The organism is Citrobacter sp. Cf132 (genome assembly GCF_030333885.1).
Classification (GTDB): domain Bacteria; phylum Pseudomonadota; class Gammaproteobacteria; order Enterobacterales; family Enterobacteriaceae; genus Citrobacter; species Citrobacter freundii.
Genome location: NZ_JAOWFA010000039.1, coordinates 1 through 15448 on the forward strand (window position 1 = coordinate 1; position 15448 = coordinate 15448).

Consider the following 15448-nt stretch of genomic DNA (forward strand, 5'->3'; position numbering starts at 1 on the left):
CGTGGAGTGCGGGCGGCATTCGTTATAATCCTGCCGCCAGTCATTAATAATTTTCCTGGCATGAACGATATCGCTGAACCAGTGCTCATTCAAACATTCATCGCGAAATCGTCCGTTAAAGCTCTCAATAAATCCGTTCTGCGTTGGCTTGCCCGGCTGGATTAAGCGCAACTCAACACCATGCTCAAAGGCCCATTGATCCAGTGCACGGCAAGTGAACTCCGGCCCCTGGTCAGTTCTTATCGTCGCCGGATAGCCTCGAAACAGTGCAATGCTGTCCAGAATACGCGTGACCTGAACGCCTGAAATCCCAAAGGCAACAGTGACCGTCAGGCATTCCTTTGTGAAATCATCGACGCAGGTAAGACACTTGATCCTGCGACCGGTGGAAAGTGCGTCCATGACGAAATCCATCGACCAGGTCAGATTGGGCGCCGCCGGACGGAGCAGCGGCAGACGTTCTGTTGCCAGCCCTTTACGACGTCTTCTGCGTTTTACGCCCAGGCCACTGAGGTGATAAAGCCGGTACACGCGCTTATGATTAACATGAAGCCCTTCACGGCGCAGCAACTGCCAAATACGACGGTAGCCAAAACGCCTGCGCTCCAGTGCCAGCTCAGTGATGCGCCCTGATAAATGCGCATCAGCAGCCGGACGGTGAGCCTCATAGCGGCAGGTCGACAGGGATAAACCTGTAAGCCTGCAGGCACGACGTTGCGACAGACCGGTCGCATCACACATCAACATCACGGCTTCCCGCTTCTGGTCTGTCGTCAGTACTTTCGCCCAAGAGCCACCTGAAGCGCCTCTTTATCCAGCATGGCTTCGGCAAGCAGCTTCTTGAGTCTGGTGTTCTCTTCCTCAAGCGACTTCAGGCGCTTAACTTCAGGCACCTCCATACCGCCATACTTCTTACGCCAGGTGTAAAACGTGGCATCGGAAATGGCATGCTTGCGGCAGAGTTCACGGGCGGGTACCCCAGCTTCGGCTTCGCGGAGAATACTGATGATCTGTTCGTCGGAAAAACGCTTCTTCATGGGGATGTCCTCATGTGGCTTATGAAGACATTACTAACATCGGGGTGTACTAATCAACGGGGAGCAGGTCAGAAACATTATTGCTCCGCGCATGTGATGACTTACGTGGCAGCATGGATGCCAGTGAATACAAAGAATACATTTTTGGTATGTTGTTCCTTAAGCGTGCCAGCGACCTGTTCGATCAGCGTCAGGTTGAACTACGCAAGCAGTTTAAAGAACAGGGGATGTCTGAACTGGACATCGAGCTGGCGCTTGAGGATCCCGATAACTACTCAGGAAAGTATTTCTATGTGCCTCCGCGTGCTCGTTGGAGTGAATCATGGGAAGAGATTGTAGAAGATGACAAAGGGAATAAGAAAGCGGTAATACGTCCTGCACTGAAACATGTAAAAACTGAGGTTGGCAGTGCCCTGAATAAAGCGCTGGAAGCGATTGAAGAAGCTAACATTGATGTTTTACAGGACGTGTTAAAAGGAATTAATTTTAACCATAAAATTGGCCAACGCACATTAGATGACGATACGTTATCTGATTTTATTCTTAACTTCGAAAAAATTCCCTTGAAAGATGAAGATTTCGAATTTCCGGATCTATTAGGTGCTGCCTACGAGTGGTTGATTAAATACTTTGCAGATTCAGCGGGTAAAAAAGCGGGAGAATTTTATACCCCATCTGAGGTTGTGCGTATTTGTGTCGAGATTTGCGATCCCGAGGAAGGCATGAGTGTTTACGATCCAACAGTTGGATCGGGGGGAATGCTGATTCAAATGCGTGACTACCTGCGCGAGAAAGGTGGTGACGCTGATGAAATTGCGCTATACGGCCAAGAGAAAATGGGAACTACATGGTCAATTTGTAAGATGAATATGCTTCTACATGGTATTTCTCATGCGGATATTCGTCAGGGAGATACACTTCGCGAACCAGAACATAAAGATGAAAATAACGAGCTTCTGCGTTTTGATCGTGTAGTTGCGAATCCTCCATTTAGTCAGAATTATATTAAAAAGGGGATTATCTTCCCTGGGCGTTTTCCCGTTTGGTTACCGGAAAAAGGGAAAAAGGCCGATCTCATGTTTGTACAGCATATGTTAGCTGTACTTAAACATAATGGTCGTCTGGCGACCGTTATGCCTCATGGTGTATTATTCCGCAGCGGCGATGAACGTGAAGCTCGGAAATATTTTATCGATCATGGTTACCTGGAAGCTATCATCGGTTTACCTAGCAACCTGTTCTATGGTACGGGAATACCAGCCTGTATTCTGGTGATGAATAAAGAAGGAGCAGACAAACGCAAGTCTGTCTTGTTTATAAACGCCGATCGGGAGTACAGCGAAGATAAAGCGCAGAATCATCTACGCCCAGAAGATATTGATAAGATTATCAACGCATACCGTAAGAGTGACAATATCCCAGGATATGCGCGTGTCGTCCCAACTGATGAGATTATCAAAGAAGATTATAACTGTAATATTCGTCGTTACGTGGATAATGCGCCGCCGCCAGAACCCCATGATGTTCGTGCACACTTACATGGCGGTATTCCGCTTGCAGAAATCGAAAGTCTCGGCCATTTCTGGCAAAATTATGCTGGATTACAGGCAGATATTTTTGTACCTCGTGATACAGAGTACATGAATTTTTCCCCCACGTTGACGGCAAAGCGTGACATTGCTGAGTTTGTTAATCAACATACGGGTGTATTAAAAGCGAACCAGGCGCTTATGACACAACTGGAAAAATGGTGGGAAAACAATCTCCCGATTGTTGAAGCGTTAGCCCCTGATGCAGCTAACCAACATGCCAGGCCACGCAATGTGTATGTAATGCGTAGTCAGTTGATGGAGAGCATCCATGAAGCTTTTGCACAGCAAAACTTGTTAACGTCATTCCAGGTGCGTGGTGCCTTCGCCAGTTATGTGGACTACCTTAAGGCAGACTTCAAATCTATTGCTGCAAGTGGCTGGGGTGCGGAACTGATCCCTAGTGAAGATATTCTGCAAAGCCAATTCCCTGAGGTTTTAGAAGAGCAAGCTAATGCGCAAGCTCGTTTAGCCGAGCTGCAGGCATTATTTTCGGCGGCGGATGACGAAGACTTTGAGGATACTGATGACACGGGTGTGATGTCCTCAGATCAGGTGAAAGAGCTGAAGTCGAAGCTGAAAGACGCTAAAGGCATGGTGAAACTATGTAAACGTGATCCGGGATTGGGAAGTGCCGAAGAGTATCAGGAAAAGATCTCCCAAATAGAAGCCCAATTGAAGCGTCATAAAGTGCTTGAAGATGAAGCTAAAGAATTGAAGAAAGTTATCAAGGCGATCGAGAATAAGCGTGACGAGCTAGTTTTAAGTGCACGTGAAAAAATATCACAGGATGAAGCTCGTGTGGTTATTGTTGCGAGATTAAAAAAACTACTATTAAACACTTATAATCGATACTTAAGGACAGAGCAACGAGCTTGTATTGCTGTCATTGAAAATTTGTGGGTTAAATATGCAATAACAGCTAAAGAAATAGAGAGTCAAAGAGATAAAGCTTCTAAGCAGTTGCACGATTTTTTAATGGAGCTTGGTTATGAATGATTGGGTAGTACATTCTCTTAGTGAGCTTGTTTCTTTTCAGAAGGGAAGGAAAGTTATTACTAGTCCGTTTCCTCTAAGTGGTTATGAACCATATTTGGGAGCGGGAGCATTATCTGGAAATAATGATGGATATGCTTGTTCTACATTTGCTGTAAAGGCAAATGAAGAAGATGTATTGATGCTTTGGGATGGCGAAAGAAGTGGGCTTTGTTGTAGTGGATTAAATGGTGTTGTTTCATCAACTGTTTGTAAACTTACACCCAAAAAAGATATTCGCAGTGACTTATTATACTATTTATTAGTTAATAAGTATCAGTGGATTCAAAGTAGGAGAACCGGCACTGGGGTTCCTCATGTCCCAAGGGATTTAGGAAGAATATTACATATAAAATATCCCAAGTGTTTGAGTATACAAAAAAAGATCGCAGATATATTGAAGACTGTTGATCAGGCTATAGAAAACACTAATTTTTTGATAAATAAATATCAAAAAATAAAAGCGGGGATGATGTACGATCTATTTACAAGAGGTGTTGATAGTAATGGCAGATTACGCCAAACCCGAGGTCAGCAACCTGATTTGTATAAAAAGACAAGCATTGGTTGGATCCCAAAAGAATGGGATGTTCAGCAGTGCAGTCAACTTTGTTCAAGAATAACCGTGGGTATCGTTATCCAGCCAACGAAGTATTATGTTGAAGAGGGAGTTCCTGCGTTTCGCTCAGCCAATGTGAGGGAAGATGGTCTTGATCCTTATAACCTTGTATATATATCACCTTTTTCCAATGCACTTTTGAGTAAAAGTCAAATAAAAACGGGTGATATTTTATCGGTTAGAACAGGCTATCCAGGGACAAGTGCAGTTGTTCCTGATGAATTTAATGGATGTAATTGTATTGATATATTAATATCATCCCCTAAAGATTCTGTAGATAAAAATTATCTATGTTTTTGGATTAATTCTTCGTTTGGTAAAGAGCAAGTCTTACGCCTTCAGGGAGGGATGGCACAACAGCATTTTAATGTCGGAGAGATGCGTCAGCTATTAGTTGCCGTCCCCTCAATTAATGAACAAATTATTATTAGTGATAAGCTAATGGCGTGCTCATCAAAAATAAAAAATGAAAAAGAGATATTGAATAAATTAATTAGAACTAAGTCTGGTTTAATGCATGACCTTCTTAATGGTAAAGTTAGAGTAAGGTTAGCAGATACTAGTATGGAGTCCAGCCATGTCTGAATACACGGAAGTTGAACAGCCCTTTCTGCAGCAATTGCAATTACTGGGCTGGACGATTATTGACCAGGGACAGGACATTCCCTCCGATCCGGCTAAAAGTATGCGTAGCAGCTTCCGACAGTGGCTGCTGCCGCAGATTTTTACTAACGCAGTAGCGCACTTAAACGCTGGATCAGACGGAAAAACATGGTTAACTGACAAACAGTTACAGGATCTGCAAGAGCAGATCCTGCGACAACCCAACCGTACTTTACTGGAAGCTAATGAGGCGATCCAAAAGCTACTGTTTAAATCACAGGTAGATATTAATAATGCCACCGGTGAGTCTGACCCAATAGTTAAATTAATCGATTTCGAACGCCCGGAAAATAACCACTTTCTGGCGATAAACCAGTTCCGGATTGATACCCCAGGTTGCGTAAAACAATTTATCATTCCCGATATTGTTTTATTTATTAATGGTATTCCGCTGATTGTCGTGGAGTGTAAAAAAGGTGGTCCAACCTGTTCCAATCCAATGTCTGAAGCATATATTCAGCTCCAGCGTTATATGAACAATCGTAAAGTAACAGCACAGCAGGGGTTAAAAGAGGGGGAGCCACGTTTATTTCACAGTAATTTATTTGCGGTCAGAACAACAGGCGTTGAAGCGGATTACGGCACGATTACTTCCGGGGAAGAACATTTTTATCCCTGGAAGACACAATGGCCGCAGGAAGACAATGTTGCCAGCGATATGAGTGCACAGCAACAGTTAATCAATGGCATGTTAAATAAAGCGAATCTGTTATCCATCCTGCGTACATGCTCTGTATTTATGGATACCGATGCTGGCCCGCGCATCAAGGTTGTCTGCCGTTATCAGCAATTTCGCGCCGCCAATAAGATATTACAGCGTTTACGTGAAGGTAAAACCCCAGAAGAAAAAAGTGGTGTAGTCTGGCATACCCAGGGGTCGGGTAAGAGCCTGACGATGGTTTTTGTTGCCCGAATGCTGCGCGTTTCAAACGATCTTCACGATTATAAAATAATATTGATCAATGATCGTCTCGATCTGGAGGAACAGCTAACAGCGACGGCACAACTGATCGGTGGGCGAGTCAATGTTATTGAAAGCAACAATACGCTACGAAAAGAGTTAACCACCAACACTTCCGATATTAATATGGTGATGGCGCATAAGTTTCTGGTCGCGCAGGAAAGCCTCCCTGTATCCGTTGCTAAAGCGCTGGGAACTTACCAGGCTATTCCAACGGGTAAAACATTTGGCGTAGTGAATACCTCTTCGCGAATTGTGTTAATGATCGATGAAGCACACCGTACCCAGAGCTCTGATCTGGGAAGTAATATTTTTGAGGCCTTCCCAAATGCGGCTCGCATTGCCTTCACCGGAACACCGCTGATTACAGAACGCCACGGTGAGAAACGTACCGTCAAACGCTTTGGCGAATATATCGATAAGTACAAATTAATGGATGCCGTTGAAGATGGCACCACATTGCAGATCCTTTACGAAGGCAGGACTGCTGATGCCGCGCTGAACGATAAACATGGCTTTGAAACGCAGTTTGAGAATCTCTTTAAAGACCGAACTGAAGAAGAATTAGATGCTATTAAGAAAAAGTATGGCGCCACAGGCGACATTCTGGAAGCGGAGCAACGTATTGCCGCTATCGCGCGCGATATGGTGAAACACTATCTGGAGCATATTTTTCCTAATGGCTTTAAAGCTCAGGTGGTGTGTCACTCCAAACTGGCTGCAGTCCGTTACCAGAAGGCTATCCATCAAGCATTAAAAGAGAAAATGGATGAGCTTGAATCTACAGATGTACCTGACCACGAATTAATTAATCGGATCAAGTTCCTCAAAGCTGCTGTCGTGATATCCAGTGATGGCACCAACGAAGCGGCATTTATTACCGAGACACGTAAACAAGCCCGCGCCTGGAATGCGGTAGAAAATTTCTGTAAGCCATTTGCATTTGATGATCCTGATAAACCTTATACAGGAATCGCCTTCCTGGTTGTCTGTGACATGTTATTAACCGGTTTTGATGCGCCGATTGAGCAGGTCATGTATTTGGATAAAAAAATCCGCGAGCATACGTTATTACAGGCAATTGCCCGTACTAACAGGGTAAAAAAAGGTAAGCAACGAGGCTTTGTTGTGGATTATATCGGCCTTACTCACCATCTTACCGAGGCCTTAACCCTCTATGCTGCCAGCGACGAGCGCCAGGAGCTGGCCGAAGGATTAAAAAATATCAATTCAGAGGTCCCGGTGCTGCAGGAGCGCTATCAGCGCTTGTTGAGTTTGTTCTCGTACCATCAGGTTAATGGCATCCATGATTTCCTTGAGGGACGATTACCCGACATAGCAGCAGAAGCAGCCGCGGTGAACGATGCTGTTCGTTTGCTAAAAGACGAGAAACTGCGTGCGGATTTTGATGTGTACCTGAAAAAATTCCTCAGCAGTCTGGATATCATCCTGCCGCATAGTGCGGGCCAGGTTTATCGTATTCCGGCAAAGCGTCTGGGATATATCCAGCGGGTGACCAAAGAGCGTTATAAAGACGATTCGCTGGATTTGGGAGATGCCGGCCAGAAGGTACGCGATCTGATTAATCAGCACCTAATCAGTCTGGGGATTAACCCTACGGTACCTCCCGTTGAATTGCTCTCAGATAACTTCATTGAACAGCTAAACCAGCATACCAACGGCAATGATGAGGCGAAAGCCAGCGAAATGGAGCATGCAATTCGTAAGCATTGCACTGTTCACCATGATGAAGATCCAGCTTTTTATAAGAGCCTTTCGGAAAAAGTGGAACAATTGATCGACCTGTATCAGGATCAATGGAAGAAGCTGGCGGAAGAGTTAGAGAAACTGCGTAACGTTGCGATTACCGGGCGCCAGGATGGGGAAGAGGGAATGAGTCGGGAAGCCACTACGTTTTATGAACATATTGTTCATGAAGCGTTCCCGGACGGAGAGATACCCGTTTCAGTAAAACCCAAAATTAGAGCGCTGATGGAAGCAATTGTTGAACTTTTGCAACAAAGCATCGGCAGCATCGATTACTGGCATAACAGCAGCAAACAAAAGAAAACCCGTAGTGAGATCAAAACGGCTCTGACGCTAACCGGAGTTCCTGAATTAAAACAGGCAAGAGAACGAATTGCGGTAGAAATTATGAAACTGGCAAAAAATAGACATAATGCGTTACTCCAGAACTCAGCGGAGAGCAAAAAACCATGATGTACAGACGGGTGAAGGACATCGACTATCATCTCGCGCCAGGTACCACCCGGCGTACAACGGATATCGTTATCGAAAGAGATGGTCAGGTCATTGTTCGCCCGCCAGTACACTTTACTCCTGAACAGGCGGATACCGTTGTTTTTCAGAAACGCATGTGGATTTATCGTAACCTGGCAGAGTGGAAAGATCTTAATGCTACTACGGTGGCGCGCGAATGGGTAAACGGCGAGACCTTTCTCTATTTGGGGAGCATGTATCGCTTATCTCTGGTTTCCGATCAGCATCTGCCGTTAATCCTGAAAGACGGACGCTTTTGCCTTAATCGGCAGCTTATTGAAAAAGGTGGCATAGCCGCAGCGAAAGGCGCGTTTGAAGACTTTTATATAACTAAAGGCCAGCAGCGCATCAAAGAGCGTACTCTGTTTTTTGCGCCCAAAGTCGGAGTGAAGGCAGAAAAAATCCGGGTGAAGGAAATGGGATATCGCTGGGCCAGTTGCGGTCATAGCGGTACGCTGAATTTCCACTGGAAATGTATGATGGCCCCAGCGAAGATCATAGATTACATCGTGGTCCACGAACTATGTCATTTTCACCATCGTAATCATACAGACGCTTTTTGGAATGAAGTTGACAAGGTGATGCCTGACTGGAGAGAGCGTAAGGAGTGGCTGCGTAAAAATGGCGCTAGTCTGGATCTATAGTTTGACTGGGTGAGGGCAAATTCATAACAACTTTCCCCCAGCCTTCCCCCCACTATCCTGCGCCACCTTAACCCCACCCGCCAGCGCTCCATTCACCGCTACGCCAACCCTGGCTCCAGCCCACGTCATCGCCCCCAGCCAGAACGTTGGCAGCACCAGAAACATAGATCCCATCACCAGGTTGATAATCACATCATCCTGCGAGTTCTGGATCCCGGCCAGATTCCAGCTACTGTGAGTATCACTGCTGTAGAGTACGCCCAGCAGCCAGCTATCTAGCCACCGGGCCAACTCCCACCAGAACGTCAGGAAAAACAGCGCAAACTGCACAAACGTCAGCGTCATCACCGCCTTCACGTCCCACGCCGAACACAACGTTATCAGTGGAATACAAATCACCAGCGCCATTTGCAGCAACGCCTGTACCATTGGCAGAGCCTGACGCACGCTGTCAAACGCCGGGAAGGCCACTGCACTACCTATGATATTCCCAGCAGTGGAGGCTAACCGCGTGGCGGCGTTGGTGAGCGTACCATCGACATTACCGCCGTAGCCGGGGTAAACGCGTCCATCCTGCGATACCTGCATATTGCGCTCGCTGACCAGCGAACGCAGCACGGCCTCTTCATAAACGGCCTGGGACTGGCCGATCTTTTTAAACGCCGTCCAGATATCCGGGGCCGGGAGTTGCAGAAGCCGGGCCTTCAGCCCAACCGTATCGTCCACCCACCACTGCTTACAGGTAGGGTAGCCACCGGCTCCTGTATCGGCCAGCCCGGCATCGCGTGATGCGCTGTACGGCCAAGCGCTATGTGGTGAAAGCGCGTGGTCGGTATCGAAGTAACCAGCCGTGTTGAGAAAATAAGATGATCCCAGCCAGGCTGTATCGTCACTGGTGTCATCGTCCAGCTCTCCGGCGCGGAATTTCAGACGGGCGCGGGAAGGGGCATAACACTCTTCAACAAAATCACGTAACTCCTGAGCCAGTGCCGGATCCTTGATTCGGGTGTGCTGCACCTCAAAGCGGATCTGACGCAGGTCAGGCTGGCAGGGAAGGGTGGCAACCGTTGCGCTGGTGATGCCTTTGCTGATCACATGAATAAAATACCACCAGACCGGGACTGCGGCGGTTTTACCGCCCAGCGAGTTTATAATCGGTTGATAGCCGGTATCGGCGGGCTGCGGCACCGACATGCCGCACTGCTTCGAGCGTGTGGTGTCATATTTGATGGTATCGAGGTCGATATTCAACATTGGCACGCAGGTGAACATAATCACCAGCAGCGAGGTGTACATCAGGTGCTCGGTCCAAACCAGGGACAGCGCGGCTTTGTTGCCTTCATCGGCCCCCTGACTTCTGGCCTGTAACCACAACGCCAGCAACTTAATCAGCAGCGGCAGGGCGAATAATCCGGTGGCGCTAATCGCATTCCACAACCCGTTGTTGACTACCCAGCCGAGCAGCGTCAGAAAGTATTCCAGATAGCTGTTGGTTGTCACCGGAACACCTCCGGCACAATCTCATTAAGTGCAACCAGCACGATAAACCACAGCGCGATTCGGCGGATGGTCGGGCGATACGGAGGGAAGCGATCGTACAGACGCCAGCCCACACCGGACATTGCAGCGTACAGCGTTATACGCCAGAGCAGCAGATCGCTGCGGTTAATCTGCAGCGCGTTACCTGATGATAGATAAAACATCATTGCCATGCAGGTTAGCAGTAGGGTGCTGGAGAGCATCAGCCGCTTCATTGTGTATCCCCGCCAGTGGGCTTGTTGAGATCGTCCACCCGTTTATCGGTGTCGTCTTCTACGCCGACAGCCTGGCCTTTGGTCTTCGCTCGCGTTGTCTGGCGTTCAAGGATGGTGAGCGCCGCGTTATCCGCCAGTGCCTGACGCATATCCAGCTCCAGCTTAAGCTGTGACAGTTCCTGGTCGAGCTGGGCGGTGGTTTGGGTCAGCGCGGTTTGTGCCTCTTTTTCACCGGATACATTGGGTTCGCGCATCCCAGCCAGCAGTGTGCGCCGGGCCATCAGCGCTTGCTCCATCACGCGGGAGAGCGCCAGTTCGCCGGAGAGTCGCTGGATAAGCACCGCCGCATCGGGATCGTCGCGCAGTGCTTCGATCACGCCGCGTGTCAGATGCAGCTCGCCGCCGCTGGCCTGCGCCAGCGTGTCATCATTAACGGGCTGGCTGTGGTTCACCATATCGATAATCAGTGGCTGGATCTTATCCTGCTCTTCCTGAATCAGCGGCGTCAGCCCGACGCCGGATTGTGCGCCGCTTTGCTGGCTCGTATCGCCGGATTGATCGTTATCCGGGGCGACGTTAATGGTCTGCTCGCCAACCACTCGCGTCAGCCATTGCGCAGCGTCGTCGGGTTTGCTCCATACCTGGCAAAGTTCACCCTGACAGTCGTTGCTGGATACTGAACTTGTGCTGGTCGCGCTGCGATTATTGAGGATGTTGTAGCCTGCGACCGTCGTATCGCGAACCAGTTTGATGGGCGATTGACCTTTGCCGCCGCGATGTTCACCACCAACCCAGCGTTTGCCTTTCTCTGCCGCTTCTTCAGCCGCTCGCTGGTCGGCGCGAACGGCGTCTTTTTCGCTGGCCGCAATGCCCTGATAGTTCTCCGCCTGAGCGCTCTGCGTCCATGCCGGACCGAGCGCATAATCGGTCATCTTGCCAGCCATCTTCTGGCAGCTTAACAGTGATTTATCAAAGTCGAGTCGTCCCTGAAGCACGCCGTTGGTTAACAGATCGTAGAGCTGGGGATTAGCACGTTGGATAACCATCGCGGGCAGGCTGGCGACCGCGCTGGTCGCGCTTTCGATAACCTCTCCCATCAGTTGCTGGAAGCCGTCCGTCACCCCGTTGAGCTGGTTGCGCACTGTGGTATCGATATCGAAATTGCCGCACATCATATCGCTGTTCCAGCTTATGCCTGCCGTCAGCGGGAAGGTGTTACGCCGGGTTGCGGAAGGGGGAATGGCCGCACCGCCACCGATGCGGTAATACATCCAGTCGCTGATCGCCCCCTGTTGCTGATACTGGTATTTATCAGCCGCCGGAGCGAGAAAGGCGACGAATAAAAGACAGAATACCGGGCGCATGGTTAACCTCCGCTACTGCCAAGAAAGGTCTGCCCACGACGCGGGCAGCATTTGTAGGGCCGCCACAGCGTCCAGACATACGCGCCATCTTCCGCCAGTTTATCGGCGTAAGAATCGGTGGAGGATCCATCCGGGAAGATCGCGCAGGAGGCGGATTTTTGGGGGACCAGCATCTGCCACTGGTGGTTATTGCTGTCGCCTTCCGTAACAGGGTCTGGAGGCCAGTAGCCGTCATGTGAACTGGCAGCCAGCGGAATATAAACATGCGGCTGACCATTGCGCGTTACCAGATCGGCAGCGCGTTGGGCGATGACCGCCCCGGTCTTATAGTCATGTGTCTGGCTGAGCGCCCCGGCTCGCGGGTAGATATTGCCCCACATATCGCCGTCTTTACTCACCTCACGCAGTCCTGGCGTTAACGCCTCCGGGTAGAACATTTCCGGCACGCCGCTGCGCCAGGCGAGCGCATCCAGCGTGCTGAGAAAGTAGGGGAGAAAAGGCTGTGACGACGGAGCGCAGACGTAGCCGAACTGAGCGAAGAAGTTCGCCAGTGCATCACCGGCAGGGAAGCCAATCGCATCAGCATTTTTAAAGCGCACTTTGCTGTGCTGGCCGACGGCGCGGGGATTAGTATCGCCACCGGCTTCAGCGATACCGGGCAGCGGTGAGCTGAGTGGCGACATCTCGGTCCACGGATTTTGTCCGGTTACGCTGTAGGCTGATACCACCAGGTCCGGGCGGAAATGCCGTACCTTCACCGATGTACGTACCGAGCAACCAAATGGCGAACAGAACAGCCAGTAGCAGACGCCGACAATCTGGTATTGCACACATTCCGGCGACAATGCGGAGGCGGCGATTTCCGGTGTGGTGATAGCCTGCGCGGCAGGCACAGCCAGTGAGATTAATGAAGACAGGACAACGTGACGAACAGGCATATGGTACTCCGGATGAGACGGATGCCGTGGGTTTATCGCACTCTCAGCAGGTTTTCCCGAAGAAACTGAATATCAGGATATGAAAATTAACGGCGGCAGGAGATGCCGCCGTGGAGAATTATTTAAAGCGGGTAGTGGCGTTAATTTGTGTGCCGATTTCAATTTCGCTCAAAGCGTAGCTTTCCGGCGCAGTATTGATGACGAGGCGGGCGTGTTGATTCTGCTGCAATGGCGTATCCAGCGTAATTTTCAGCCCTTCGGCAATACCCGAATCGTCCGTCTGCCAGTCCAGATCGAAATCTGGCTTCACAACCGTCCAGCCGCCGTAGCCGTCGGCGGAAACCTCAATACGGATATTCTGCGGCGCGGTAGATTGTGCCTGTGTGGCATAGAGGACTAGCGTGTCGAAATCCACTGGCTGATGCCACTCGATGTAGATATAGCGGAACTGGTCGTTGTACCAGCGCTCATTTTCCTCTTCGGTGCCGCTGCCTTTAGGATAGGTGTCCGCGACGCTGAAGTGATCGCCGTCGTTCAGCTTGCCTTCCCTTGAGGTGGAGTTATCGCCGTCATAGCCGTAGATATTAATAAAGGCGCGTTCGGCGATGTTATAGCCGGGCAACAGCGGGTTTTGATAATTCGGCCACGGGGCGGCGGGCGTATCCGCTTTTTTAAATACCCGGTAATAGTCGATGGTAAATGTCTCATCGTTCGGCAGCGGCGGATCGTTATCGTAGATATTGCCCACTTCGGCGTTATTAGTTTCATGGTGATTAAGGGAAATCAGCGGGAACATGCGGTAATCAATTGCCGCATCAATGGTAGAAACCAGTTGCCCGTCGATATAGAGCTTCAGATATTCCGGGTCCCACTCCAGACCATAAATATGGTAGCCATCTTCCAGATCCGGGAGTTCAGTCCCCTCGCCATAAGGCGTCGGAATGGAGACTTGTTGCATTCCCTGTCGCGGCAGCAGATTAAATTTTACGACGTTTTCGAGGGTGAAGACTTCCGGTGAATCAACCTCCATATTTTCGGTATACGCCGCATCCTGCATCCCCAGGAACCAGAAGGCCGGGGCCAGCCCGTTGCCGCTCAGAAAGCGGGTGCGGATTTCAAAATAGCCGTAGCGGGTGGCAAAGGCATCGTAATACGGCATATGGTTGGTGATAGGAAAACCGCCGCTCGGCCACTGATTCATATAGTCCCGCGTGCCGCCGGTGATACCCGCGACTTTGTAGGTGTTGTTGCTGGCGCGCCACGGTTGCCAGTATCCCTGCCCGGCATTATCGACGTACAGCTCAAGGCTGACAGTGCCGTCTGATTCGGTAATAAAGCGGTAGCGGGCGCGGGAGGCATCCAGATCGCCCCAGCTTGCCTGGTAATACGGGCACCAGCGAGAGTCGAGGTCCGGGCCATTAAATTCATCGCTGAGATCGGGCTGATAAATCCAGTCTGTGTTATCGGGCAGGAACGGTAATATTGGTGTACTCATGATGGTAATCCTCTTTCAGAAGCTATAGATAAAACCGAGGCCGGTTTTGTGGAACTTCACAACAGGCTTATCGCCGGGGGATAAATCGTGCCGGGCCTGCACTTCATAGGCGTAATCCAGCGTCATAGAGAGATGGGGCGACAGCTTTTGCTCGATAAAGATGCCGGTACGGGTTTCCGTGGTGTGCATCCGTTGGTTACGTGAGGCGTTTTGCGACCAGACATCCAGCGTCCAGCGCCCGTAAGGGGTTATGGTGGTGGGGCCTGCGTCAAACAGCGAGAAAGTAATTGGGATATAAGGGCGTAGCTGCGAGCGGCAGAACTCACCGGTCTGGTCGTCGCTGTTGGTATTCCATCCCCGATCGATAAAGTAATTCAGCCGCACCGCAATGGTCGGGTTGAAGCGATATTCGAAGCCGCCTTCACCTTTTAATTCCCGGTTCGCCAGACCGTTTTCATGCAGATTGTTGTACCAGTTGTAGACCGTCACCCAGCCGGTGGATTTGAATTTATCGGTGAAATTAATTCGCCAGTCGGGCTGGAACGACCAGCGCTGGGAGTTATAGCCGCCGGACTGCGTTTTTTCCGGGTTATCCTGATAAATAAAGGTGTAATTTCTGAAGTGGAAGGTCATGCCCAGCGCCAGATCTTTTTGGTCCACCATCAGATAGCGGGCGTCAAACTCATATTGGTTAAACCAGTTGTCGCGGCTGAATCCATCGCTGTAATTGGTGCCGTGTGTTTCCTGATAATAGGAACCGTAAAACGTCCAGCGATCGCGGGAGAAATCCATCCATAATGTGGGTTCAAAAAAGCCGTCTTTGTCGAACGACTGTCCTTCTTTGTTTTCGGTTTCGATCAGCAGGCCCGCGCGGACTTTCCAGGGCTTTGATACGGGCACCTGGTCCTGACCAGTATCTACTTCTTGCTGAATATCATCGATATCAATATCCGCCGCCATCACGGGCAGGCCGATGCCGGATACCAGCAGCGGTAGGGCGCAGAGCAGGGTATTTCTGTTCATAAGCTTTCTCGCAGAAAGGGAGAATGCCGCAGTACGGGCATTCTCT

Annotated in this window: 11 protein-coding genes; 4 read left to right on the forward strand and 7 right to left on the reverse strand. The window is 49.7% G+C overall.

Annotated features, from left to right (window positions below):
- Positions 1-1037, reverse strand: a protein-coding gene (locus OGV85_RS04620) for an IS3-like element ISSen4 family transposase (RefSeq protein ID WP_286553126.1) whose coding sequence is annotated in 2 segments (ribosomal slippage) — positions 1-779 and positions 779-1037 — 1038 coding nt annotated over the 2 segments. Because the reading frame shifts where the segments join, the coding sequence is not laid out codon by codon here. This gene is flagged as partial in the annotation.
- An 80-nt stretch (positions 1038-1117) separates the two neighbouring features.
- Here OGV85_RS04620 and OGV85_RS04625 point away from each other — a divergent pair.
- From OGV85_RS04625 to OGV85_RS04640, 4 genes are read left to right on the forward strand one after another with little or no spacing between them, the layout of a single operon-like run.
- Positions 1118-3625, forward strand: a complete 2508-nt coding sequence (locus OGV85_RS04625) for a type I restriction-modification system subunit M (RefSeq protein WP_286553129.1) — start codon at positions 1118-1120, stop codon at positions 3623-3625.
- The gene (locus OGV85_RS04630; RefSeq protein ID WP_181522664.1) at positions 3618-4865 is read left to right on the forward strand and encodes a restriction endonuclease subunit S; all 1248 of its coding nucleotides are present in this window, start codon (positions 3618-3620) and stop codon (positions 4863-4865) included. The genes OGV85_RS04625 and OGV85_RS04630 overlap by 8 nt, the downstream gene beginning before the upstream one ends.
- The gene (locus OGV85_RS04635; RefSeq protein ID WP_181522663.1) at positions 4858-8124 is read left to right on the forward strand and encodes a type I restriction endonuclease subunit R; all 3267 of its coding nucleotides are present in this window, start codon (positions 4858-4860) and stop codon (positions 8122-8124) included. Before OGV85_RS04630 ends, OGV85_RS04635 begins: the two co-directional genes overlap by 8 nt.
- Positions 8121-8828, forward strand: coding sequence for a M48 family metallopeptidase (locus tag OGV85_RS04640; protein WP_061548119.1), 708 nt, complete (start codon positions 8121-8123; stop codon positions 8826-8828). The genes OGV85_RS04635 and OGV85_RS04640 overlap by 4 nt, the downstream gene beginning before the upstream one ends.
- Positions 8829-8849: 21 nt before the next feature.
- On the opposite strand, the gene OGV85_RS04645 is transcribed toward OGV85_RS04640, so the two are convergent.
- The 6 genes from OGV85_RS04645 to OGV85_RS04670 form a co-directional block, all read right to left on the reverse strand.
- The gene (locus tag OGV85_RS04645; RefSeq protein WP_061548120.1) at positions 8850-10328 is read right to left on the reverse strand and encodes a conjugal transfer protein TraG N-terminal domain-containing protein; all 1479 of its coding nucleotides are present in this window, start codon (positions 10326-10328) and stop codon (positions 8850-8852) included.
- Positions 10325-10582: a hypothetical protein gene (locus OGV85_RS04650; protein ID WP_061548121.1), complete on the reverse strand. Its 258-nt coding sequence runs from the start codon at positions 10580-10582 to the stop codon at positions 10325-10327. Before OGV85_RS04650 ends, OGV85_RS04645 begins: the two co-directional genes overlap by 4 nt.
- Positions 10579-11946, reverse strand: coding sequence for an integrating conjugative element protein (locus OGV85_RS04655; RefSeq protein ID WP_061548122.1), 1368 nt, complete (start codon positions 11944-11946; stop codon positions 10579-10581). Before OGV85_RS04655 ends, OGV85_RS04650 begins: the two co-directional genes overlap by 4 nt.
- Positions 11947-11948: 2 nt before the next feature.
- Positions 11949-12884, reverse strand: coding sequence for a TIGR03756 family integrating conjugative element protein (locus OGV85_RS04660; RefSeq protein ID WP_181522662.1), 936 nt, complete (start codon positions 12882-12884; stop codon positions 11949-11951).
- Between the two features lie 118 nt (positions 12885-13002).
- A complete protein-coding gene (locus tag OGV85_RS04665; RefSeq protein WP_061548123.1) occupies positions 13003-14379 on the reverse strand; it encodes a glycoside hydrolase family 16 protein in 1377 nt (458 codons plus the stop codon).
- 15 nt (positions 14380-14394) lie between these two features.
- A complete protein-coding gene (locus OGV85_RS04670) occupies positions 14395-15402 on the reverse strand; it encodes an OmpG family monomeric porin (RefSeq protein WP_061548124.1) in 1008 nt (335 codons plus the stop codon).
- Positions 15403-15448: the final 46 nt, after the last annotated feature.

Bases quoted from the DNA above. Each gene is read 5' to 3' on its own strand.
- OGV85_RS04655 (WP_061548122.1), bottom strand. From the start codon at position 11,946: ATGCGCCCGGTATTCTGTCTTTTATTCGTCGCCTTTCTCGCTCCGGCG.
- OGV85_RS04650 (WP_061548121.1), bottom strand. From the start codon at position 10,582: ATGAAGCGGCTGATGCTCTCCAGCACCCTACTGCTAACCTGCATGGCA.
- OGV85_RS04635 (WP_181522663.1), top strand. From the start codon at position 4,858: ATGTCTGAATACACGGAAGTTGAACAGCCCTTTCTGCAGCAATTGCAA.
- OGV85_RS04660 (WP_181522662.1), bottom strand. From the start codon at position 12,884: ATGCCTGTTCGTCACGTTGTCCTGTCTTCATTAATCTCACTGGCTGTG.
- OGV85_RS04640 (WP_061548119.1), top strand. From the start codon at position 8,121: ATGATGTACAGACGGGTGAAGGACATCGACTATCATCTCGCGCCAGGT.
- OGV85_RS04630 (WP_181522664.1), top strand. From the start codon at position 3,618: ATGAATGATTGGGTAGTACATTCTCTTAGTGAGCTTGTTTCTTTTCAG.
- OGV85_RS04665 (WP_061548123.1), bottom strand. From the start codon at position 14,379: ATGAGTACACCAATATTACCGTTCCTGCCCGATAACACAGACTGGATT.
- OGV85_RS04670 (WP_061548124.1), bottom strand. From the start codon at position 15,402: ATGAACAGAAATACCCTGCTCTGCGCCCTACCGCTGCTGGTATCCGGC.